Here is a 14,889-nt window from a genome sequence, read left to right as displayed (position 1 = left end):
GCCGAGGAAAAATGGAGAGTGATGGGGAAAGAACCTCTCCCCAAAGTAGCTACCGTGGACGTTGGCAGACCTCTCCCCAAACCTCTCTCCGACGCGGAGAGAGGCTTTGAAAGCTGTGGTTAGGTATAGAGAGCGGTTCGAGCAAAATAAGTCTCTTGTTTAGCGTAGAGCGACGGTAACTGGCAGCTGAGAAGCTAAGGTGATAGTCCTCAAATCAAGGCTGGGATTCACGGAGATGACATCAACCGATTTGCGTCCCCAGAATAAGCCAGCTAAAGCGCCCAAGCCTGAGCCACCCAAGACTTCTTCAGTCGCGATCGCTTTGTCGCCAACCAGTGCGGCGATCGCGGATGCAGCGGCTCCACCCAAGGCGGCACCTTTCAAGATTGTGTTAGTTCTAGAACCTTTTTTGATTTGTTCAGTTCTCGTCACAATTTGAGAAGTGGCATTGATTGTCCGAGTTCCATCTAAGGGGAGAACAATTTGTGTAGCAACAAATCGGGAGCCTTGACCAGCGGGTTCCAATTGACCGAGAATCTTTGTTCCTGCTGGAATCAAAGTTGTCCCGTAACTGCTTTTAACAGTTGATGAAACTGTTAAAGTTAAAGGCACTTTTTCGGTTCTAGATAGCAAGATTTTTTCAGCCGTTCCGTCATATCTAACGGGAATAGAAGCTCCCGAAGAAATTACAGTCTTGGTCTGAGATGGGTTGCTGGCACGAGGGACAGTAGGGACGGGAACATTGATGGGTACAGCGCCAACAGAACCGGCAAATGTGCCCAGAGCCATCAATACTAAAACGCCAGACTTTAAGTTATTTAAGCGTGTCATAAATAGGGAACCCACGAACTTTGTGTATTTTCACTGATACCTTCTTAGAAGGTTGTGGGTTCAAAAAGTTTCTGCAAAATAAAACTTTTTTTGTTGAGATATTAAACCTTAATTAGCTGTATCAATTCCTGAAACAGGTAAAACAATCTATCTTCAATGTGCGATCGCGCTGTTCGGGAAGAATTGCAAAAAATGCGATTGCGCTTTCATAGTGAGGCGGAGAAAGAATGCGATGCTGCTGACGCAGCCGCTTCGCTAACGCGCTACAGTTATCCCTTTTTCCGCTTCTCAATCTCTGCTATAGGTAACAACAAAGTATCCTCTATCTCTTGTCGCACCTCACGGCTCACATAGCAATCGCTATCCAAACAATCCACCAGCAACAAATTAGCATCGTAATACTGCTCCAGCAATTCCATTTGCTCCTTGCTAAATTGCCAGTTATGACCAATATTATGATACTGAATCATCAAATCTCTTAAGTGTTCAACCAAAGATTTAATACTATCGTTACACCAGGATTGATAAACTTCTAAATTACTACAGCTATATTGATCTGGACATTTACTTTTTAACTGTTGCAGTAGCTCTTTGAGTTCAGGGATTGAGTCAAAATCCTCAGATTCGATAATGAAACTAGGAGCATCAATAAAAGCGCTAAAAAGCTTAAAGTCAAGTTTAATAGGATGACTAGCATTATCGTCTATGTTTAAACCAAGAGAAATAGCAAGTGTAACTTCAAGATCATCAGGAAAATTAATATATGGATTAGGACATAGGTCATTTAGATACTTGGATAGGGTGAAGTAAAAAGCGCGAACTGCTGCTAATTTGTCTCTAACCTCCACTGAAACAGATTTCTTGCTTACCCACATTAAAAACTGCTGTAACTTCTCATCATTAGCTAAAAGCTCATCAATCTGGCGTTTAATTAATAACAATAAACACTCTGCATTTGGCGACATCCCAACTGCTAGCAAAAAGATTTCTCGCCAGCGGTATTCAGTGATGTGGCTAGCTAGATTTTGTAACTTCTCGTCTAAGGCCTGTGTCCCAAAAACAATTTCTCTAGCAGTGAAATATTCATGAAATGTTAAATGAGAAAAGGAGTAAATGCCTTTAGCTCGTTCTACTAATAACCCATGTTGAGCTTCAATTGAACGCAAAAGGGTCTCACTGTCTAGTTGCAGTGCTTCGGACTCAGTATTAGCATCGGGTAAATTGCGGATGTAATCTGTGATGTATTGCTCGGCAGCTTTCTGCTTAAAGAAATAGTCACCTTTCTCAAAGGTCGTTAAGGCTATTTTGCTGAGTAAGTCTTCCTTACGCTGAAGTGATAGATTTTTGTAAACTTGATCCCGTTGAATTCCGCGTTTGGTATCCCATTTCTTCAGCAGTGTATCTATTCCTTCTTTATACAGTTCAGAACGATTAGTGCTAAAATTTCCTGATTCTTCAAATGCCAAGCATAGTAATGTTAGCAGTAGAGGACTTGCAGCTAATTCTTTAATTGCAAGATTTGAATTAAGCTGTTTCATAAAACGTTCAGCTAAATCGGATTCTTTAGCCAGAAACCATCTAGTTACAAACGTCTGAATCTGCTTATCATCAAAATCAGCAACTTCTACATCTGCAATTTCGACATCAGTAAACTTTTCAAAGGTGTATTCCTGCGCTGCAAGTCTACAGGTGATAACAAAAGGGTTATTAGGGTATTGATAAGAAAAATTCTTGATTTGCTCTAAGACTTGCTTACTATCCTTTTCTCTAACTTCATCTAAACCATCGAGTAAAATTAACGCTCTACCTTGCTGTAAAATTTCAACTATTTGAGTATCTACTACCCCAAAATTACCAAATAAATAATTGATGTATTTTAGTAAATCAGGCTGATCGTGAGTTTCAGCAAAATCCTTGAGTGTGATAAAAACGGGCAGTTGATTTGCTTGAAACTCACCGCTAATGCACTGTATTGCTAAATATTTCAAAAAAGTCGTTTTTCCTGCTCCTGGTTTACCCAAGACCATCAACTTAGAGTGACGATTTACAACCTCTAGTCCCGGCACTCGTTTCTGAGTAACTCTGCTCAGCCCAAAACGATCAAAGTTCTCTGGGTCGCAGCCCTGCATCAGGTCAGCAATTTCTATTCGCCTGCGCCCAGTGATTTTCTCCAAGATGTTGACATTAGTGTAGATGTCATTCAACCCGATGGGTTGAGACATATCTAACACCCGCATCGTGCCGCAACGCTCTTCAATGCTAGGTTTTATCTTTCCGCGTACCTCTTGCACGAGGGCATCAATATCAGTGCTAGATCCCTGTTGCTGCTCAGCTGGCCTAGATTCAGCATCCTGATGTATATCTGCAATTTCCTCCCAATTCAGACCAAGTGCAGAGCAAATCTTGATAAATATAGACTGCTCCACAGGCTTACCTGTAAGGAATTTCCAAACTGGCTGGCGAGATACATCCGCCTCTGTTGCCAGCCCTTCCTGCGACCATCCCTTGAGGGTAAGCGCCATTTTTGCCTTTGTGATGCCTTGTTGGGATGCCAGTAGTGATTGCCTTGCCATTAGCCAGACCGCGAAACTTGACTGTTGTCTATTTTAAGTTATACTCTCAAACAACACACATTTTGTTTGCATACAATACTTATACAAAAGTTCAGGAGTCAAAGAATGACTGATGAGCAGTTATCCGTAGGTCTCAAAAGACCTCAGGTTAAGCTACTCAGCGAGGACTGTCGGGAGGTTCTCGCTGTTTTGGAAGACTTTTGCCACAGTCTAGTTCACCAAATTGAATCCCTTCAGACTGAGAATCAAGAGATTAAGAACAGAATGACTTACTTAGAACATGGTCTACACGCTGAGAATGAGCGTTTGCAAGATGAGAATCTTGGGTGGCGGCAAGCGGTAGATTACGATTCTGAAGATTATTGTTCAAATGAGGATTCTTTTGAACGTAAGTATTGAGCATAGGTGTAGAGCGATCGCGTAACCTAGCCTTGAAAGCGCAAATTGATAAGTCCGCACTTCGCGATCGCATCTCCCCTACATATAAAGAAGGCTTGGAAATTATTGCAGTGGCTTCTTGGATGATTCGGGAAGAAATAGAACAGAAGGATAGGCGCAAAGCCGAGATAGAGCAATCGCTAGCAGCATTTCTAAAACCCGCCTACGCGGGTTTCGTTTGTATAGCCGCGAATTCCATTCGCCACGAATATTTTGATTTAGCAGAAATTTTTACATCAAATTCGGTCTTAATTGCCAAAAACCTGATTTTTCAACCGCTAAACTAAACAATAGTGCAGATGTACTGCTACTTCTGATAAAAGGTATGGCGCTATAGCCTGAATGATCCCACAGCAACTGGTTCTCAAAAATTTCCTCAGCTACCGCGAGGCTACCTTAGAGTTTAGCGGTCTACATACTGCGTGTATTTGCGGTTCTAATGGTGCGGGTAAATCTTCCCTCCTAGAAGCGATCACCTGGACGATTTGGGGTGAAAGCCGCGCTGCAACAGAAGATGATGTCATCCACGCCGGTGCTAAAGAAGTTCGGGTTGATTTCACCTTCCAATGCGATCGCCAAACCTATCGCATCATTCGCACCCGCATCCGGGGACAAGGTGGATCGCTGGAATTTCAAGTGCAATCATCTGGCGATTTTCGCTCTTTAACTGGGCGCGGAATCCGGGCGACGCAGGAAGCAATCGTGCATCACCTCAAGCTGGATTACGACACTTTTGTGAATTCGGCTTATCTGCGTCAAGGACGGGCGGATGAGTTTATGCTCAAGCGTCCCAGCGAACGCAAAGAAATTCTCGCGGATTTGCTGAAACTGTCTCAATATGAAGAATTGGCAGAACAGGCGAAGGATTTATCCCGCCAATTAAAAGGACAGGCGGAGCAATTGGATCAGAATTTGCAGACGATTAAGCAACAACTGCAACAAAAAGATGCGATCGCTCAACAACAACCAATTCTGGAAACTCAACTGGCAGAATTACAACAAGCCCAAGCTGCTGACAATGAAAAAGTCCAAAGTTTGCTCGCAATCCAGCATCAGCGACAAACTTGGGAACAACAACTGAGCTTTGTTCGCCAGCAATATCAAAATCTCACCAAAGATTGCGATCGCTATCGCCAAGAAATTGCCACAACTCAACTGCAACAGCAACAATTAGAAGCTTTACTGAATCAAAAAGACCAAATTACCGCTGGGTATGCTCACTACCAAGATTTGCAAACCCAGGAAGAAACGCTCACCGCGAAGTCACAAGCTTACCAAGATGCCCAACAGCAACGGCAACAACTCCAACGACAGCTTGAGCGGCAAATTAACGAACTTAACCTGCAACTGCGACAAGCTCAAGGACAACTAGAAGCGGTACGGCAATCTAGGGCAGATATTCAGCAAATCCTCAGCCGCACCGAAGAAGTAGAAGCCGGATTAAAACAACTCCAAGAGGCGCGGGGTTACGTCAGTTATCTCGATCGGTTGCAGTTACAAGTCGCTCCTTTGGTGCAACGTCGCGGACAGGTGCAGATGGAACTCGATCGCTCTCAAGCGCGATTATCTGCCAGATTAGAAGAACTTCGCAAATCCGCCGCTCAGTTGCAAGACAGGCAAAAACGCTTACCTCAATTGCAACAGCAATTACAACAAGTTCAAAGTCAAATTCAGCAACTTGACAAAAAGCGCGTCTATCAGGAACGGGTGCAGGAGAAAGAACTGCAACAGCGGAGTTCTCGCGATCGCCTTCAGGCGGCTCAAAAAGAATGCGAAACTAAACTTGCAGAAATCGACCAAAAGCTGCAACTGATCCAGACGCCAAATGCCAGTTGTCCTTTATGCGATCGCCCTCTCGACGAACACCACTGGCAGCTAGTGGTGCAAAAAACCCACGATCAGCAACAGGGAATTCAAGATCAATTCTGGGATGTAGAGGGGCTACTCGCGGTCTGTGAGTACCAGCTACAGGGGTTGCGGAAGGAAATTACCGAAATTGCCCAAGCATTGGCAAACTACGATTCCTTGCGCGAACAACGAGGACAGTTAGCAGCGGAAAGTTCTGCTATGGCTGAAATCCAGACGCGCCTGCAACAAATTGAGGTGGAAAAGCAACAAATAGAGCGATCGCTTGCCTCTGGTAACTATGCACCGGATCGACAAGAAGAACTGCACCACCTTGAGCAACAGTTGCAACAACTTAACTACAATGAGCAAGACCATGCCCTCGCCAGAGGTGAGGTAGAGCGCTGGCGCTGGGCAGAAATTAAGCAAGCAGAAGTTAAACAAGCGCAGCGGCGTCAGGCTCAGATAGACGCTCAAATGCCAGAATTGGTGGCAAAAATTGCGAATCTGCAATCGCAAATGCAACAACTGCAAGTGAATTCCGACTTATCGCGGCAGATTGAAGCACTCGATCGAGAAATGGCGGAAATTGGTTACGAGCGATCGCAGCACGACGCTCTCAGAAACGCTTTACGCAAGTCTCAGTCGTGGCAAGTTCGCTATCAGGAACTTGCTTCCGCGCAACAGCAATATCCTGCCTTATTAAAGCGATCGCAAGATTTGGAGCAATCGTTGCAAATGCGATCGCAAGATTTGCAACAGATGACGACTCAGATAGACACCATCGTTCGCCAGTTGCAACAAACACCCGATACGAAAGCCGAAATTACAACGATTGAACAGCAGATACAGCGGCGGCGTCTGCAACTCGACGAGAAGCAACGCCAGTTAGGAAGCTTGCAACAACAACAACATTATCTAGAAACGCTCCAAACTCAGCATGACGCACTTACTGCTCAGCACGCCAAGGTGCGACAGCAATATCGCGTTTACCAGGAATTAGGGCAAGCTTTTGGCAAAAATGGCATCCAGACTCTGATGATTGAAAATATTCTGCCTCAATTGGAAGCAGAAACGAATACTCTCCTCTCTCGGCTCAGTGGGAACCAGTTACACGTACAGTTTGTTACTCAGAAAGCAGGGCGGAGTGGACGCTCTGCAAAAAAAGCTAGCAAAATGATTGACACTTTAGATATTTTAATTGCCGATGCTCGCGGCACCCGCCCTTACGAAACTTATTCGGGCGGAGAAGCGTTTCGGATTAACTTTGCGATTCGTCTAGCTTTAGCGAAATTGTTGGCGCAGCGTGCGGGAACGGCATTGCAAATGCTGATTATCGATGAGGGATTTGGCACCCAAGATGCGGAAGGATGCGATCGCTTGATTGCAGCGATTAATGCGATCGCGCCTGACTTCGCCTGCATCCTCACCGTCACCCATATGCCGCAATTCAAAGAAGCCTTCCAGACTCGGATTGAAGTGTATAAAACCCCCAGCGGTTCTCACTTGAGCTTGGTGCTGTAGGAACTTAGCCCCCCTATCGCGTTCCCTACAGTGTAGAAGTTGGCAGACCTCTCCCCAAACCCCTCTCCGAAGCGGAGCGGGGCTTTGAAGATGGCTGGAGGGTTAGGTCAGTGCAACCCGAACCCTAGTGTTCGGACTTCTCACCCTAGTTCACCCACTCAGGCGATACCCATCGCTCCGGGGAACGCTACGATCAAAGTAAGAGGAAATAAAAACCCAACAGCATCTTCCTCCAGGCTGAATTTTCAGCCATTCTTCTCACTCCTAAGGGAGGACTTAATGATTCGATTTCTGGTTAGCGTGCTTGTGTTCGTGATCGACACGCTTTATCGCGATCGCCCTTATCAGCGCTTCTACGTGCTAGAAACAGTGGCTCGCGTCCCCTATTTTTCCTTCCTATCAGTTTTACACCTTTACGAAACCCTCGGTTGGTGGCGAAAAGCTGACTGGCTCAAGGTTCACTTCGCTGAATCTTGGAATGAAATGCACCACCTGCTGATTATGGAATCGTTAGGGGGAAACCAACATTGGAGCGATCGCTTCCTTGCCCAAACCACAGCCCTCTTCTACTACTGGGTAGTTGTAGGACTTTACATCGCGTCGCCCCGCACCGCCTACAACTTCATGGAAATGGTGGAAGAACACGCCCATCATACCTACGACACCTTCTTGCGCGAGCATGAAGCCGAATTGAAAACCAAACCCGCGCCCCAAGTTGCGATCAACTACTACCGGGACGGCGATCTCTACCTATTTGATGAATTTCAAACCGGCGTAGTCCCCGAATCTCGCCGCCCTGCGGTTGATAACCTCTATGACGTTTTCGTCAACATCCGGGATGACGAAGGCGAACACGTCAAAACCATGATGGCGTGTCAAAAAGCGGATGCTCAGAAAACCTTTAAGAGTCCCCACTCTCTCCCTTATTCGGAACAGCAGGTTGTACTGCCTCTAGTGACAGACGCTGAGCTTGAGCGCGAGTTAGCTGATTCTCCCTTTTAAGTAGTAGTTAATTGGCTATTCTCTTGCTTGCTAGCCGGTGCTAGAGCATTAGTAGCAGAATTTTAAAGAACCCCGCCCCAAACCTTCCCGCTGGGGTGGAGTTCTTTAATTTGCATTTTTTAAAAGGCTGAAGATGCTCTCGATTTTTTGAGCTAACACGCACACAGTTGAGCATTATTCCCCAAAACACCAGGCAAAAAAGATCAAGATCCCTACCATCATCAACCAGTGGGGGATTGATACTAAATTCAAAATGCTCAAAGGAAATAACACTAAAACTTCCGAGAAGAACCAGCTGGTGACAAACAGCAGCATCATCAAGATAACGAGGGGCACACAACCTCCTACAAAATAGGGCAACAAAATACTGCAACAAAAAATTGTGATTCATGTGGCAGACATACATCTGGCACCTATACTGCCAATAGAGAGAACCGTTTTGATTACAACTATAAGTAGGCTTATCTATATTCCGTACTCATCTACGGAGAGAAAATAAATACCGTAGTTGAGAAGAGGTACTTGCCATGCAATTTAGGCGTTTTGGAATTCTAGCTTTACTGACCGTTTTCAGCGCTACAGCCGTTTTAGCAAAAGAAGCAAATTTTGACCGTTTGATTGTTGATGGAAGTGGCAAGGCATCTGTCACTGGTTATACCAGCGGAGCATTCTCCCTGTCAGCGATCGCGAATCGCGATCGCCAGAACAACCCCTGTATTGGTTATGGGGGCGACGAAACTCCCGACCATATCATGGTGGTGAAGAAAGGTTTCCCCAATCTGACAGTAAAAGTAAATACTGGAGGCAAGGACAGCACTCTAGTCATCAAGGGGCCTGATGGTACCATTCGCTGTGGCGATGACACGGGTTCCAACAAAGATGCGAGTATCACAGACTCAGACTGGAAATCAGGCAACTATAGTATTTGGGTAGGTTCCATCAAAGAGCGGCAAAGATGGGATTATACGCTTTCTGTACAACCAGAATAGAACCCCAGATTTTTTAGATGATTTAGAGTCTAAGTCTTGACCTGTCATCATTCTCACACCGCCATCCAAAATTTAAAACTTCGGTGCGGTTCCCCTACCTTAGAAACTCACTCGGAACGATATGATAGTGAGTGGTCTGTAGTGCCAAAATGGATATCCACTCGTGCTATCTACGCTTCTAGCTGACTTTCGCATCATCTTCGAGCGCGATCCAGCAGCCCGTAACTGGCTGGAGGTTTTATTTTGCTATCCCGGTTTGCAAGCGCTGCTATTTCATCGCCTTGCACACTGGCTAAGACTACTGGGAATCCCCTTCATCCCCCGGTTGATTTCCCACTTAGCTCGCTTTTTTACCGGCATTGAAATCCACCCTGGTGCCGTAATCGGGCGGGGCGTTTTTATTGACCACGGCATGGGTGTGGTAATTGGTGAAACCGCCATTGTGGGAGATTATGCTCTGATCTATCAGGGCGTTACGCTAGGCGGTACTGGGAAAGAAAGTGGCAAGCGTCACCCTACCTTGGGGGAAAATGTCGTAGTCGGTGCTGGTGCCAAAGTTCTCGGCAATCTTCAAATCGGCAATAATGTCCGCATTGGTGCTGGCTCGGTTGTATTGCGCGATGTTCCTTCGGATTGTACGGTAGTAGGCGTTCCGGGTCGGATTCTTTATCGTTCCGGCGTCCGCGTGAATCCCTTAGAACATGGAAGCCTTCCCGATTCTGAGGCTGCGGTAATTCGGGCTTTGGTTGACCGTCTGGAAGCACTAGAACAACAGGTACAAGAGTTACAACAACCGGCTCATGCCTCAATGCCTGTTCCCTTAGGAGCCGGACATCATGTATCGGATATCCCAGCCGCAGCAGCGCCCAGTTGTCGTGTGCAAGATGGATTGATCCGGCAATTCTTAGATGGTTCTGGGATTTGAGTAATTAAAAATTAGAAATTAAAAATGGAATTTCTCAATTTTTAATTTTGCGTTTTTAATTCTTACGGATTTACGGCTTGAATAGACCAAGCTTGAGAACTTTCGAGGCGATAAAGACTTCGGTTTTGGGGATCGCCTCGCAACTCCAAATGATCGACCTGTACGGGTTCTAGTAGTAGGAGACAAAAACTCTCTAGCGGCTTTTGGGGGTCGGGTGGCGGCGGAGAAAAAGTGCTGACATCGGCTCTCCTTTCTCTGGGATGGGGCCAACCAAATTGCAGGCGAGCGGCGTCGGAAAGGTCTTGCCAAGACACCTGACGCGCTTGCTGGAGCAGTGAATCAGGATGATTGGCTCCTACCAGCGTCAGCGTCCCAGCGAGGCGAAATTGTTCGCGAGTGGTGGTAAAGTACCAGCAAGCTTCTGCCCAAGGGTGATGCTCGATTTGATCGGCTTTCTGGCTGCGAGAATCGGTGACAAATTTTAATTGGTTGGTATTGTCTAAAAATCCCCGAAAGACGAGCGTGCGGTTAGCAGGACGCCCATCAGCCTGGATGGTGGCTAGCTGTAAGTAGCGAGAATGGGGTTCGCTACGGTTACGGTGTAGGGCACCCGAAAGAAGCGATCGCCAGGGAGCAAGCATCATCGTCAAGAGTTCATCCCCATTACCAATTACCCATTTTCCAAAATATCAGTTTAGTATCTTGAGTTGTTTAATTGCCGTTTCCTAGCGCTCCTTTAACGGATTTGGAAAAATTAACGCGATCGCAATCTGGTAACTTTGCAGCTTGCTACCCTCCGATTTGATGAGCGAAATGACTGCGACAGGGAGTATTTGTAACTGGGAAGATCCTGTCCATTGCGCTCGTAAAATAAGTTTGCTGTTGAACTTTTGCACCGCCTCTCAAAAAGGCAATTGAAAGCAAGACAGTAATCTCAAACGATGGGAAAGGGCGGCTGACAATCGCCCTTAATTTTTGCCTTTTGACGAGCTTTTAAGTATTACGACTGTGACCAATTGAGCCGCTCAATGGGATATTTTACTGTACCAATTTTATCTAGAAAGCCACACGGATAGCGCAATTTCCTCGATTTTTCAAGCTTTGACCCCATATCTGCGATCGCGTATAGTAAGTGATCTGTGAATTTTCCCAAAACCAATCAGACTTGACCTATGGTTCGAGAGCTTGAGCGAGTAATCCAGACGAGCCGGTTTCCTGAAACGGCACCGGCTGCGAATCCTGTATTTTTTAGGACGTACAGCCGTCGCACCCAATCGGGGCGCGAGACTTGGGATGAAGTGTGCGATCGCACGATTAGGGCGTTGACGAAGCTTGGCAAGCTCACCCCTAAAGAAGCTGACACGATCGATCGCATGCAGCGCCAGATGAAAGCTCTTGCCTCTGGACGTTGGCTGTGGGTGGGCGGCAGCGAGTGGATTGAAAGACCCGAAAACTTCTCAGGAGCCTACAACTGCACCAGCACCAATGTAGTAGACTGGCGTGCCTTCGGTCTGATGATGGATTTGGCAATGATGGGGTGTGGCACTGGAGCCGTTCTCGAACCAAAATACATTAATCAACTGCCACAAATTCGCAATCGCCTTGTGGTGACGGTACAAGGTGAGATTGGCTCTACTCCTGCGTTGCAGCGCCGCGAACTGACAGAAGTGAAAGTAGAGGGCGAAAAAGTCAAAATTTACGTCGGAGACAGTCGCCAAGGCTGGGTTAAGTCTTATCAAACTTTGCTGGAATTATCGAGCGATGAGCGCTTCACAGCAGAAGTACAGGTATCCATCGACCTCAGCGATGTCCGAGCAGCTGGAGAACCCCTCAAAGGCTTTGGTGGCGTTGCCAATCCGGTGAAGTTGTCAGGTCTTTACGAACGTTGCGCGTCAATTTTAAATAAAGCTCTAGGAAGGCGTCTGAATTCGGTTGAGTGCTGTTTATTAATAGATGAAGCCGCCGTTGTCGTGGTTGCTGGCAACGTCAGGCGCTCAGCTGGAATGAGGCAAGGTTCTAGCGATGATGAAAAATTTGCCGACGCGAAAGGCAATCTTTGGCAGCAAGATGAAAACGGCAACTGGCGCATCGATCCAGAACGGGATGCGCTTCGCATGGCAAATCACACTAGAGTTTTCCACCACAAACCCACTCTAGAAGAATGCCTTGCCTCTGTTCGTCAGCAGCATTATTCCGGGGAAGGCGCAATTCAATGGGCAGGAGAAGCAGTAGCAAGAGCCAACTGCGATCTATTAGAAACCCCTGAGCTGAAAACTGATTTTCTGCAAGCTTATAGTCAAGCTAAGGCTGAACAGTGGTTAGGAGAACACTACCCCGACCTATCTCCTGATGAGATAGAGCATCGATTAGCTCGTGTTGGTTTGAATCCTTGCGGTAGCTTAGATTTTGCCGCCTAACCTGGGAACAGGTTAGATAGTCAGAGGGTGAATTGCTGGAAGCCTAAACACCCAAAAAGGTGCAAGGTAATCAGCAGCCAAGCTCCAGATGTAAGGCAGGTAGCCCCAGAGCTGGAGAAGGTTCAGAGACTAGACCTGCGGGAAACCAATAATGGTCAGATAGCGCCCTCCACCTAGACCAGGTGAAGATATAGTCCGAGACCACTAGAAATAGTGGATAACAAAACCGGAAATCATCGGCTCAAACTTCCACTGCAACCTTTCGGAGGTTCATCTCAATCAAATTGACCCACATAACTATAAAGAACAAGAGGAAGCTTTCACGGCTGGAGCATTATCAGTCGCCTCACTGCTCAATCACGAATTTGCCGAAGAACGCTATCGAAAGTCACGGGAACTCGATCCAATTGTGGGAGTTTCTTTCACAGGATTATTTGATTTCTTTGTGAATGCCTTTGGTGTGGATTGGTTGCGCTGGTGGGAAGCAGGGAGACCGGAAACAGAGGCAGGATTAAGCTTTAAGAAACAGGAGCAGGAATATCTGACGCGCTGGCGGGAAACAGTGCATCAAGTAGTGTGGGATTATTGCGATCGCCACGGCATCAAACGCCCCAACCGCTGCACCACGGTTCAGCCTTCCGGGACAAAATCCTTGCTGACAGGCGCTTCACCCGGCTGGCATCCGCCAAAAGCTCAACGTTTTCTGCGCCGGATCACCTTCAGAAAGAATGACCCAGTTGCTCTGGCGTGTATTGACTACGGGTACAACGTGATTCCGTCTCAGTCTGATAAAGATGAAAACGGCAATCTCCTGAACGATCCCTTCGATCCCAGATGCTCGGAATGGCTAGTAGAAATCCCCGTTGCTGTCGCTTGGGCGGATTTACCGGGAGCCGATCAAATCGAGATTGGCAAGTTTAACGCTCTCGCGCAAATGGATTTTTATATGCAAGTTCAAAAATTCTTTGTGCGTCACAACACCTCCGCGACCATCGAGTTGCGCGAGAGCGAGATCGAAGCGTTAGGCACTCGGATTTACGAAGCAATCCGAGACGATGAGGGTTACATCTCAGCAGCACTTCTAGCTCGCTTCGACGATCATCAGACGTTTCCGCGCTTGCCGTTTGAGCCAATCGCCAAAGAGCAGTATGAGCAGATAGTTCAGGAAGTCGAAAAGCGACGCCAGACCGAAAATTTTCATGCTGCCTTAAGTCGCTACGATTCAGGCTATTTGATGGAAGTCGGTCCCGCTGGGTGCGACTCGGATAAGTGCTTATTCTCCGACCAAAAGTCTGGCTAGAGGCGTAAACCTTGTTTTTGGGAAGAAGCGATCGCATCTTCCCATACCAATACCCGCAATCGGACACGCTACGATCGACAGATAGACAGCAGTTACTATCAGGCAGCAACAGGAGACTCTCAATGTTTCTCGATGAACTAACCCCGCTCTTTAAAGAATTCACTCAGCACCCAGGCGCTTTCTTAGGCGGATTGGTTTCTGGTTTACTCCGCATCAACCTGAATGATGACCCCGTGAAAACCTGGCTTGACGGACAGGCAGGTGTAGCTCCTTCCCCTACGGCTTCTTCCAACGGCAGTGGTAACGGCAAAGGTAGTGGCCCACAGTCAATTTCTATTGACTAACTTGGCATCGAAAGCTGAAGGAGGCTAAAGATAAAGACGGCTGGAAAGTTGGCAGCGGCTCGGTCGATTTTTCTGGGAAATTTAGCCTCCCTAATCTTTGAAATTCTCCCTTGGGCAATGTCTTCTGAGCCACTGCTAAAAGTCAGGGAATTTTAATAATTAGAGAACCGCTCAGCGTGTATCCTAGATCCTCTCCCACAATGAAATTAGTAGGCTATGATAGGACGAAACCTAAAAGTTCAGTCCTATTAATGGTCGGATTTGGGACTCGTGCAGCCACATTTGTGGGCTGGGTTAATGAAAATTCACCATTGGTAAATAAGTCTTGACCTGGCATTATGGGTCACATCTAGCCATCTAGGGGTTCTGAACTTTAGTTCCTCGTTCAGCTTTATCGATCCACATGACCATTTACGTTGGAAACCTGTCTTACCAAGCGACCGAAGAAGATTTGACAGCAGTCTTTGCAGAGTACGGCGCGGTGAAGCGAGTTGTCTTACCGACAGACCGCGAAACGGGACGTATGCGCGGATTTGCTTTTGTTGAAATGACAGATGATGCCCAAGAAGACGCAGCCATCACCGAATTAGATGGGGCTGAATGGATGGGCCGTCAGCTTAGAGTGAATAAAGCACGACCCAAGGAGGACGATCGCGGCGGCGCGAGGCGAAGCAGATTTTAAGGAAAGATAGGGCGAAATC

Annotated in this window: 12 protein-coding genes and 2 pseudogenes; 10 read left to right on the top strand and 4 right to left on the bottom strand. The window is 46.8% G+C overall.

Annotated features, from left to right (window positions below):
- Positions 1–159: 159 nt before the first annotated feature.
- Together NDI44_RS13865 and NDI44_RS13860 are read right to left on the bottom strand one after the other, a co-directional pair.
- Entirely contained in the window at positions 160–831 is a 672-nt protein-coding gene (locus NDI44_RS13865; protein ID WP_190410365.1) for a hypothetical protein, read from the bottom strand.
- A 269-nt stretch (positions 832–1,100) separates the two neighbouring features.
- Complete coding sequence (locus NDI44_RS13860) at positions 1,101–3,404, bottom strand: NACHT domain-containing NTPase (protein WP_190410364.1); 2,304 nt, start codon at positions 3,402–3,404, stop codon at positions 1,101–1,103.
- 105 nt (positions 3,405–3,509) lie between these two features.
- Here NDI44_RS13860 and NDI44_RS13855 point away from each other — a divergent pair, with 105 nt between their 5' ends.
- The 4 genes from NDI44_RS13855 (at position 3,510) to NDI44_RS13840 (ending at position 8,213) form a co-directional block, all read left to right on the top strand.
- Positions 3,510–3,803: a hypothetical protein gene (locus NDI44_RS13855; RefSeq protein ID WP_190410363.1), complete on the top strand. Its 294-nt coding sequence runs from the start codon at positions 3,510–3,512 to the stop codon at positions 3,801–3,803.
- The gene (locus NDI44_RS13850) at positions 3,800–4,129 is read left to right on the top strand and encodes a hypothetical protein (protein ID WP_190410362.1); all 330 of its coding nucleotides are present in this window, start codon (positions 3,800–3,802) and stop codon (positions 4,127–4,129) included. The genes NDI44_RS13855 and NDI44_RS13850 overlap by 4 nt, the downstream gene beginning before the upstream one ends.
- Positions 4,130–4,184: 55 nt before the next feature.
- Positions 4,185–7,211, top strand: a complete 3,027-nt coding sequence (gene sbcC / locus NDI44_RS13845) for an exonuclease subunit SbcC (protein WP_190410361.1) — start codon at positions 4,185–4,187, stop codon at positions 7,209–7,211.
- Positions 7,212–7,490: 279 nt separating this feature from the next.
- A complete protein-coding gene (locus NDI44_RS13840) occupies positions 7,491–8,213 on the top strand; it encodes an alternative oxidase (protein ID WP_190410360.1) in 723 nt (240 codons plus the stop codon).
- Between the two features lie 174 nt (positions 8,214–8,387).
- Here the strand turns inward: NDI44_RS13840 and NDI44_RS13835 are convergent, their stop codons facing one another.
- On the bottom strand, positions 8,388–8,549 hold the full coding sequence (locus tag NDI44_RS13835) for a hypothetical protein (protein WP_190429304.1): 162 nt from the start codon (positions 8,547–8,549) through the stop codon (positions 8,388–8,390).
- A 191-nt stretch (positions 8,550–8,740) separates the two neighbouring features.
- On the opposite strand from NDI44_RS13835, the gene NDI44_RS13830 reads away from it, so the two are divergent.
- Both NDI44_RS13830 and cysE read left to right on the top strand, forming a co-directional pair.
- Positions 8,741–9,202, top strand: a complete 462-nt coding sequence (locus NDI44_RS13830; protein ID WP_190410359.1) for a hypothetical protein — start codon at positions 8,741–8,743, stop codon at positions 9,200–9,202.
- Between the two features lie 163 nt (positions 9,203–9,365).
- Positions 9,366–10,127 (top strand): serine O-acetyltransferase, encoded by a 762-nt coding sequence (gene cysE, locus NDI44_RS13825; protein ID WP_190410358.1) that lies wholly within the window; start codon positions 9,366–9,368, stop codon positions 10,125–10,127.
- A gap of 62 nt (positions 10,128–10,189) precedes the next feature.
- On the opposite strand, the gene NDI44_RS13820 is transcribed toward cysE, so the two are convergent.
- A complete protein-coding gene (locus NDI44_RS13820; RefSeq protein ID WP_190410357.1) occupies positions 10,190–10,771 on the bottom strand; it encodes an Npun_F5749 family FMN-dependent PPOX-type flavoprotein in 582 nt (193 codons plus the stop codon).
- Between the two features lie 528 nt (positions 10,772–11,299).
- On the opposite strand from NDI44_RS13820, the pseudogene nrdJ (NDI44_RS13815) reads away from it, so the two are divergent.
- The 4 genes and pseudogenes from nrdJ (NDI44_RS13815) to NDI44_RS13800 form a co-directional block, all read left to right on the top strand.
- Positions 11,300–12,529, top strand: a pseudogene (gene nrdJ, locus NDI44_RS13815) (ribonucleoside-triphosphate reductase, adenosylcobalamin-dependent); the annotation flags it as partial.
- A gap of 244 nt (positions 12,530–12,773) precedes the next feature.
- Positions 12,774–13,844: pseudogene (gene nrdJ, locus NDI44_RS13810) on the top strand (ribonucleoside-triphosphate reductase, adenosylcobalamin-dependent); the annotation flags it as partial.
- Positions 13,845–13,966: 122 nt separating this feature from the next.
- The gene (locus NDI44_RS13805) at positions 13,967–14,188 is read left to right on the top strand and encodes a hypothetical protein (RefSeq protein WP_190410355.1); all 222 of its coding nucleotides are present in this window, start codon (positions 13,967–13,969) and stop codon (positions 14,186–14,188) included.
- 403 nt (positions 14,189–14,591) lie between these two features.
- Positions 14,592–14,870 (top strand): RNA-binding protein, encoded by a 279-nt coding sequence (locus tag NDI44_RS13800; protein WP_190410354.1) that lies wholly within the window; start codon positions 14,592–14,594, stop codon positions 14,868–14,870.
- Positions 14,871–14,889: the final 19 nt, after the last annotated feature.

The sequence above is a fragment of the Trichocoleus sp. DQ-A3 genome (assembly GCF_039961975.1).
Taxonomy (GTDB): domain Bacteria; phylum Cyanobacteriota; class Cyanobacteriia; order Cyanobacteriales; family FACHB-T130; genus FACHB-T130.
The sequence above is the reverse complement of the archived record's forward strand: the minus strand, read 5'-3'. Positions and strand labels throughout refer to the sequence as shown.

Bases quoted from the DNA above. Each gene is read 5' to 3' on its own strand.
- NDI44_RS13865 (WP_190410365.1), bottom strand. From the start codon at position 831: ATGACACGCTTAAATAACTTAAAGTCTGGCGTTTTAGTATTGATGGCT.
- NDI44_RS13860 (WP_190410364.1), bottom strand. From the start codon at position 3,404: ATGGCAAGGCAATCACTACTGGCATCCCAACAAGGCATCACAAAGGCA.
- NDI44_RS13855 (WP_190410363.1), top strand. From the start codon at position 3,510: ATGACTGATGAGCAGTTATCCGTAGGTCTCAAAAGACCTCAGGTTAAG.
- sbcC (WP_190410361.1), top strand. From the start codon at position 4,185: ATGATCCCACAGCAACTGGTTCTCAAAAATTTCCTCAGCTACCGCGAG.
- NDI44_RS13840 (WP_190410360.1), top strand. From the start codon at position 7,491: ATGATTCGATTTCTGGTTAGCGTGCTTGTGTTCGTGATCGACACGCTT.
- NDI44_RS13830 (WP_190410359.1), top strand. From the start codon at position 8,741: ATGCAATTTAGGCGTTTTGGAATTCTAGCTTTACTGACCGTTTTCAGC.
- NDI44_RS13820 (WP_190410357.1), bottom strand. From the start codon at position 10,771: ATGATGCTTGCTCCCTGGCGATCGCTTCTTTCGGGTGCCCTACACCGT.
- NDI44_RS13805 (WP_190410355.1), top strand. From the start codon at position 13,967: ATGTTTCTCGATGAACTAACCCCGCTCTTTAAAGAATTCACTCAGCAC.
- NDI44_RS13800 (WP_190410354.1), top strand. From the start codon at position 14,592: ATGACCATTTACGTTGGAAACCTGTCTTACCAAGCGACCGAAGAAGAT.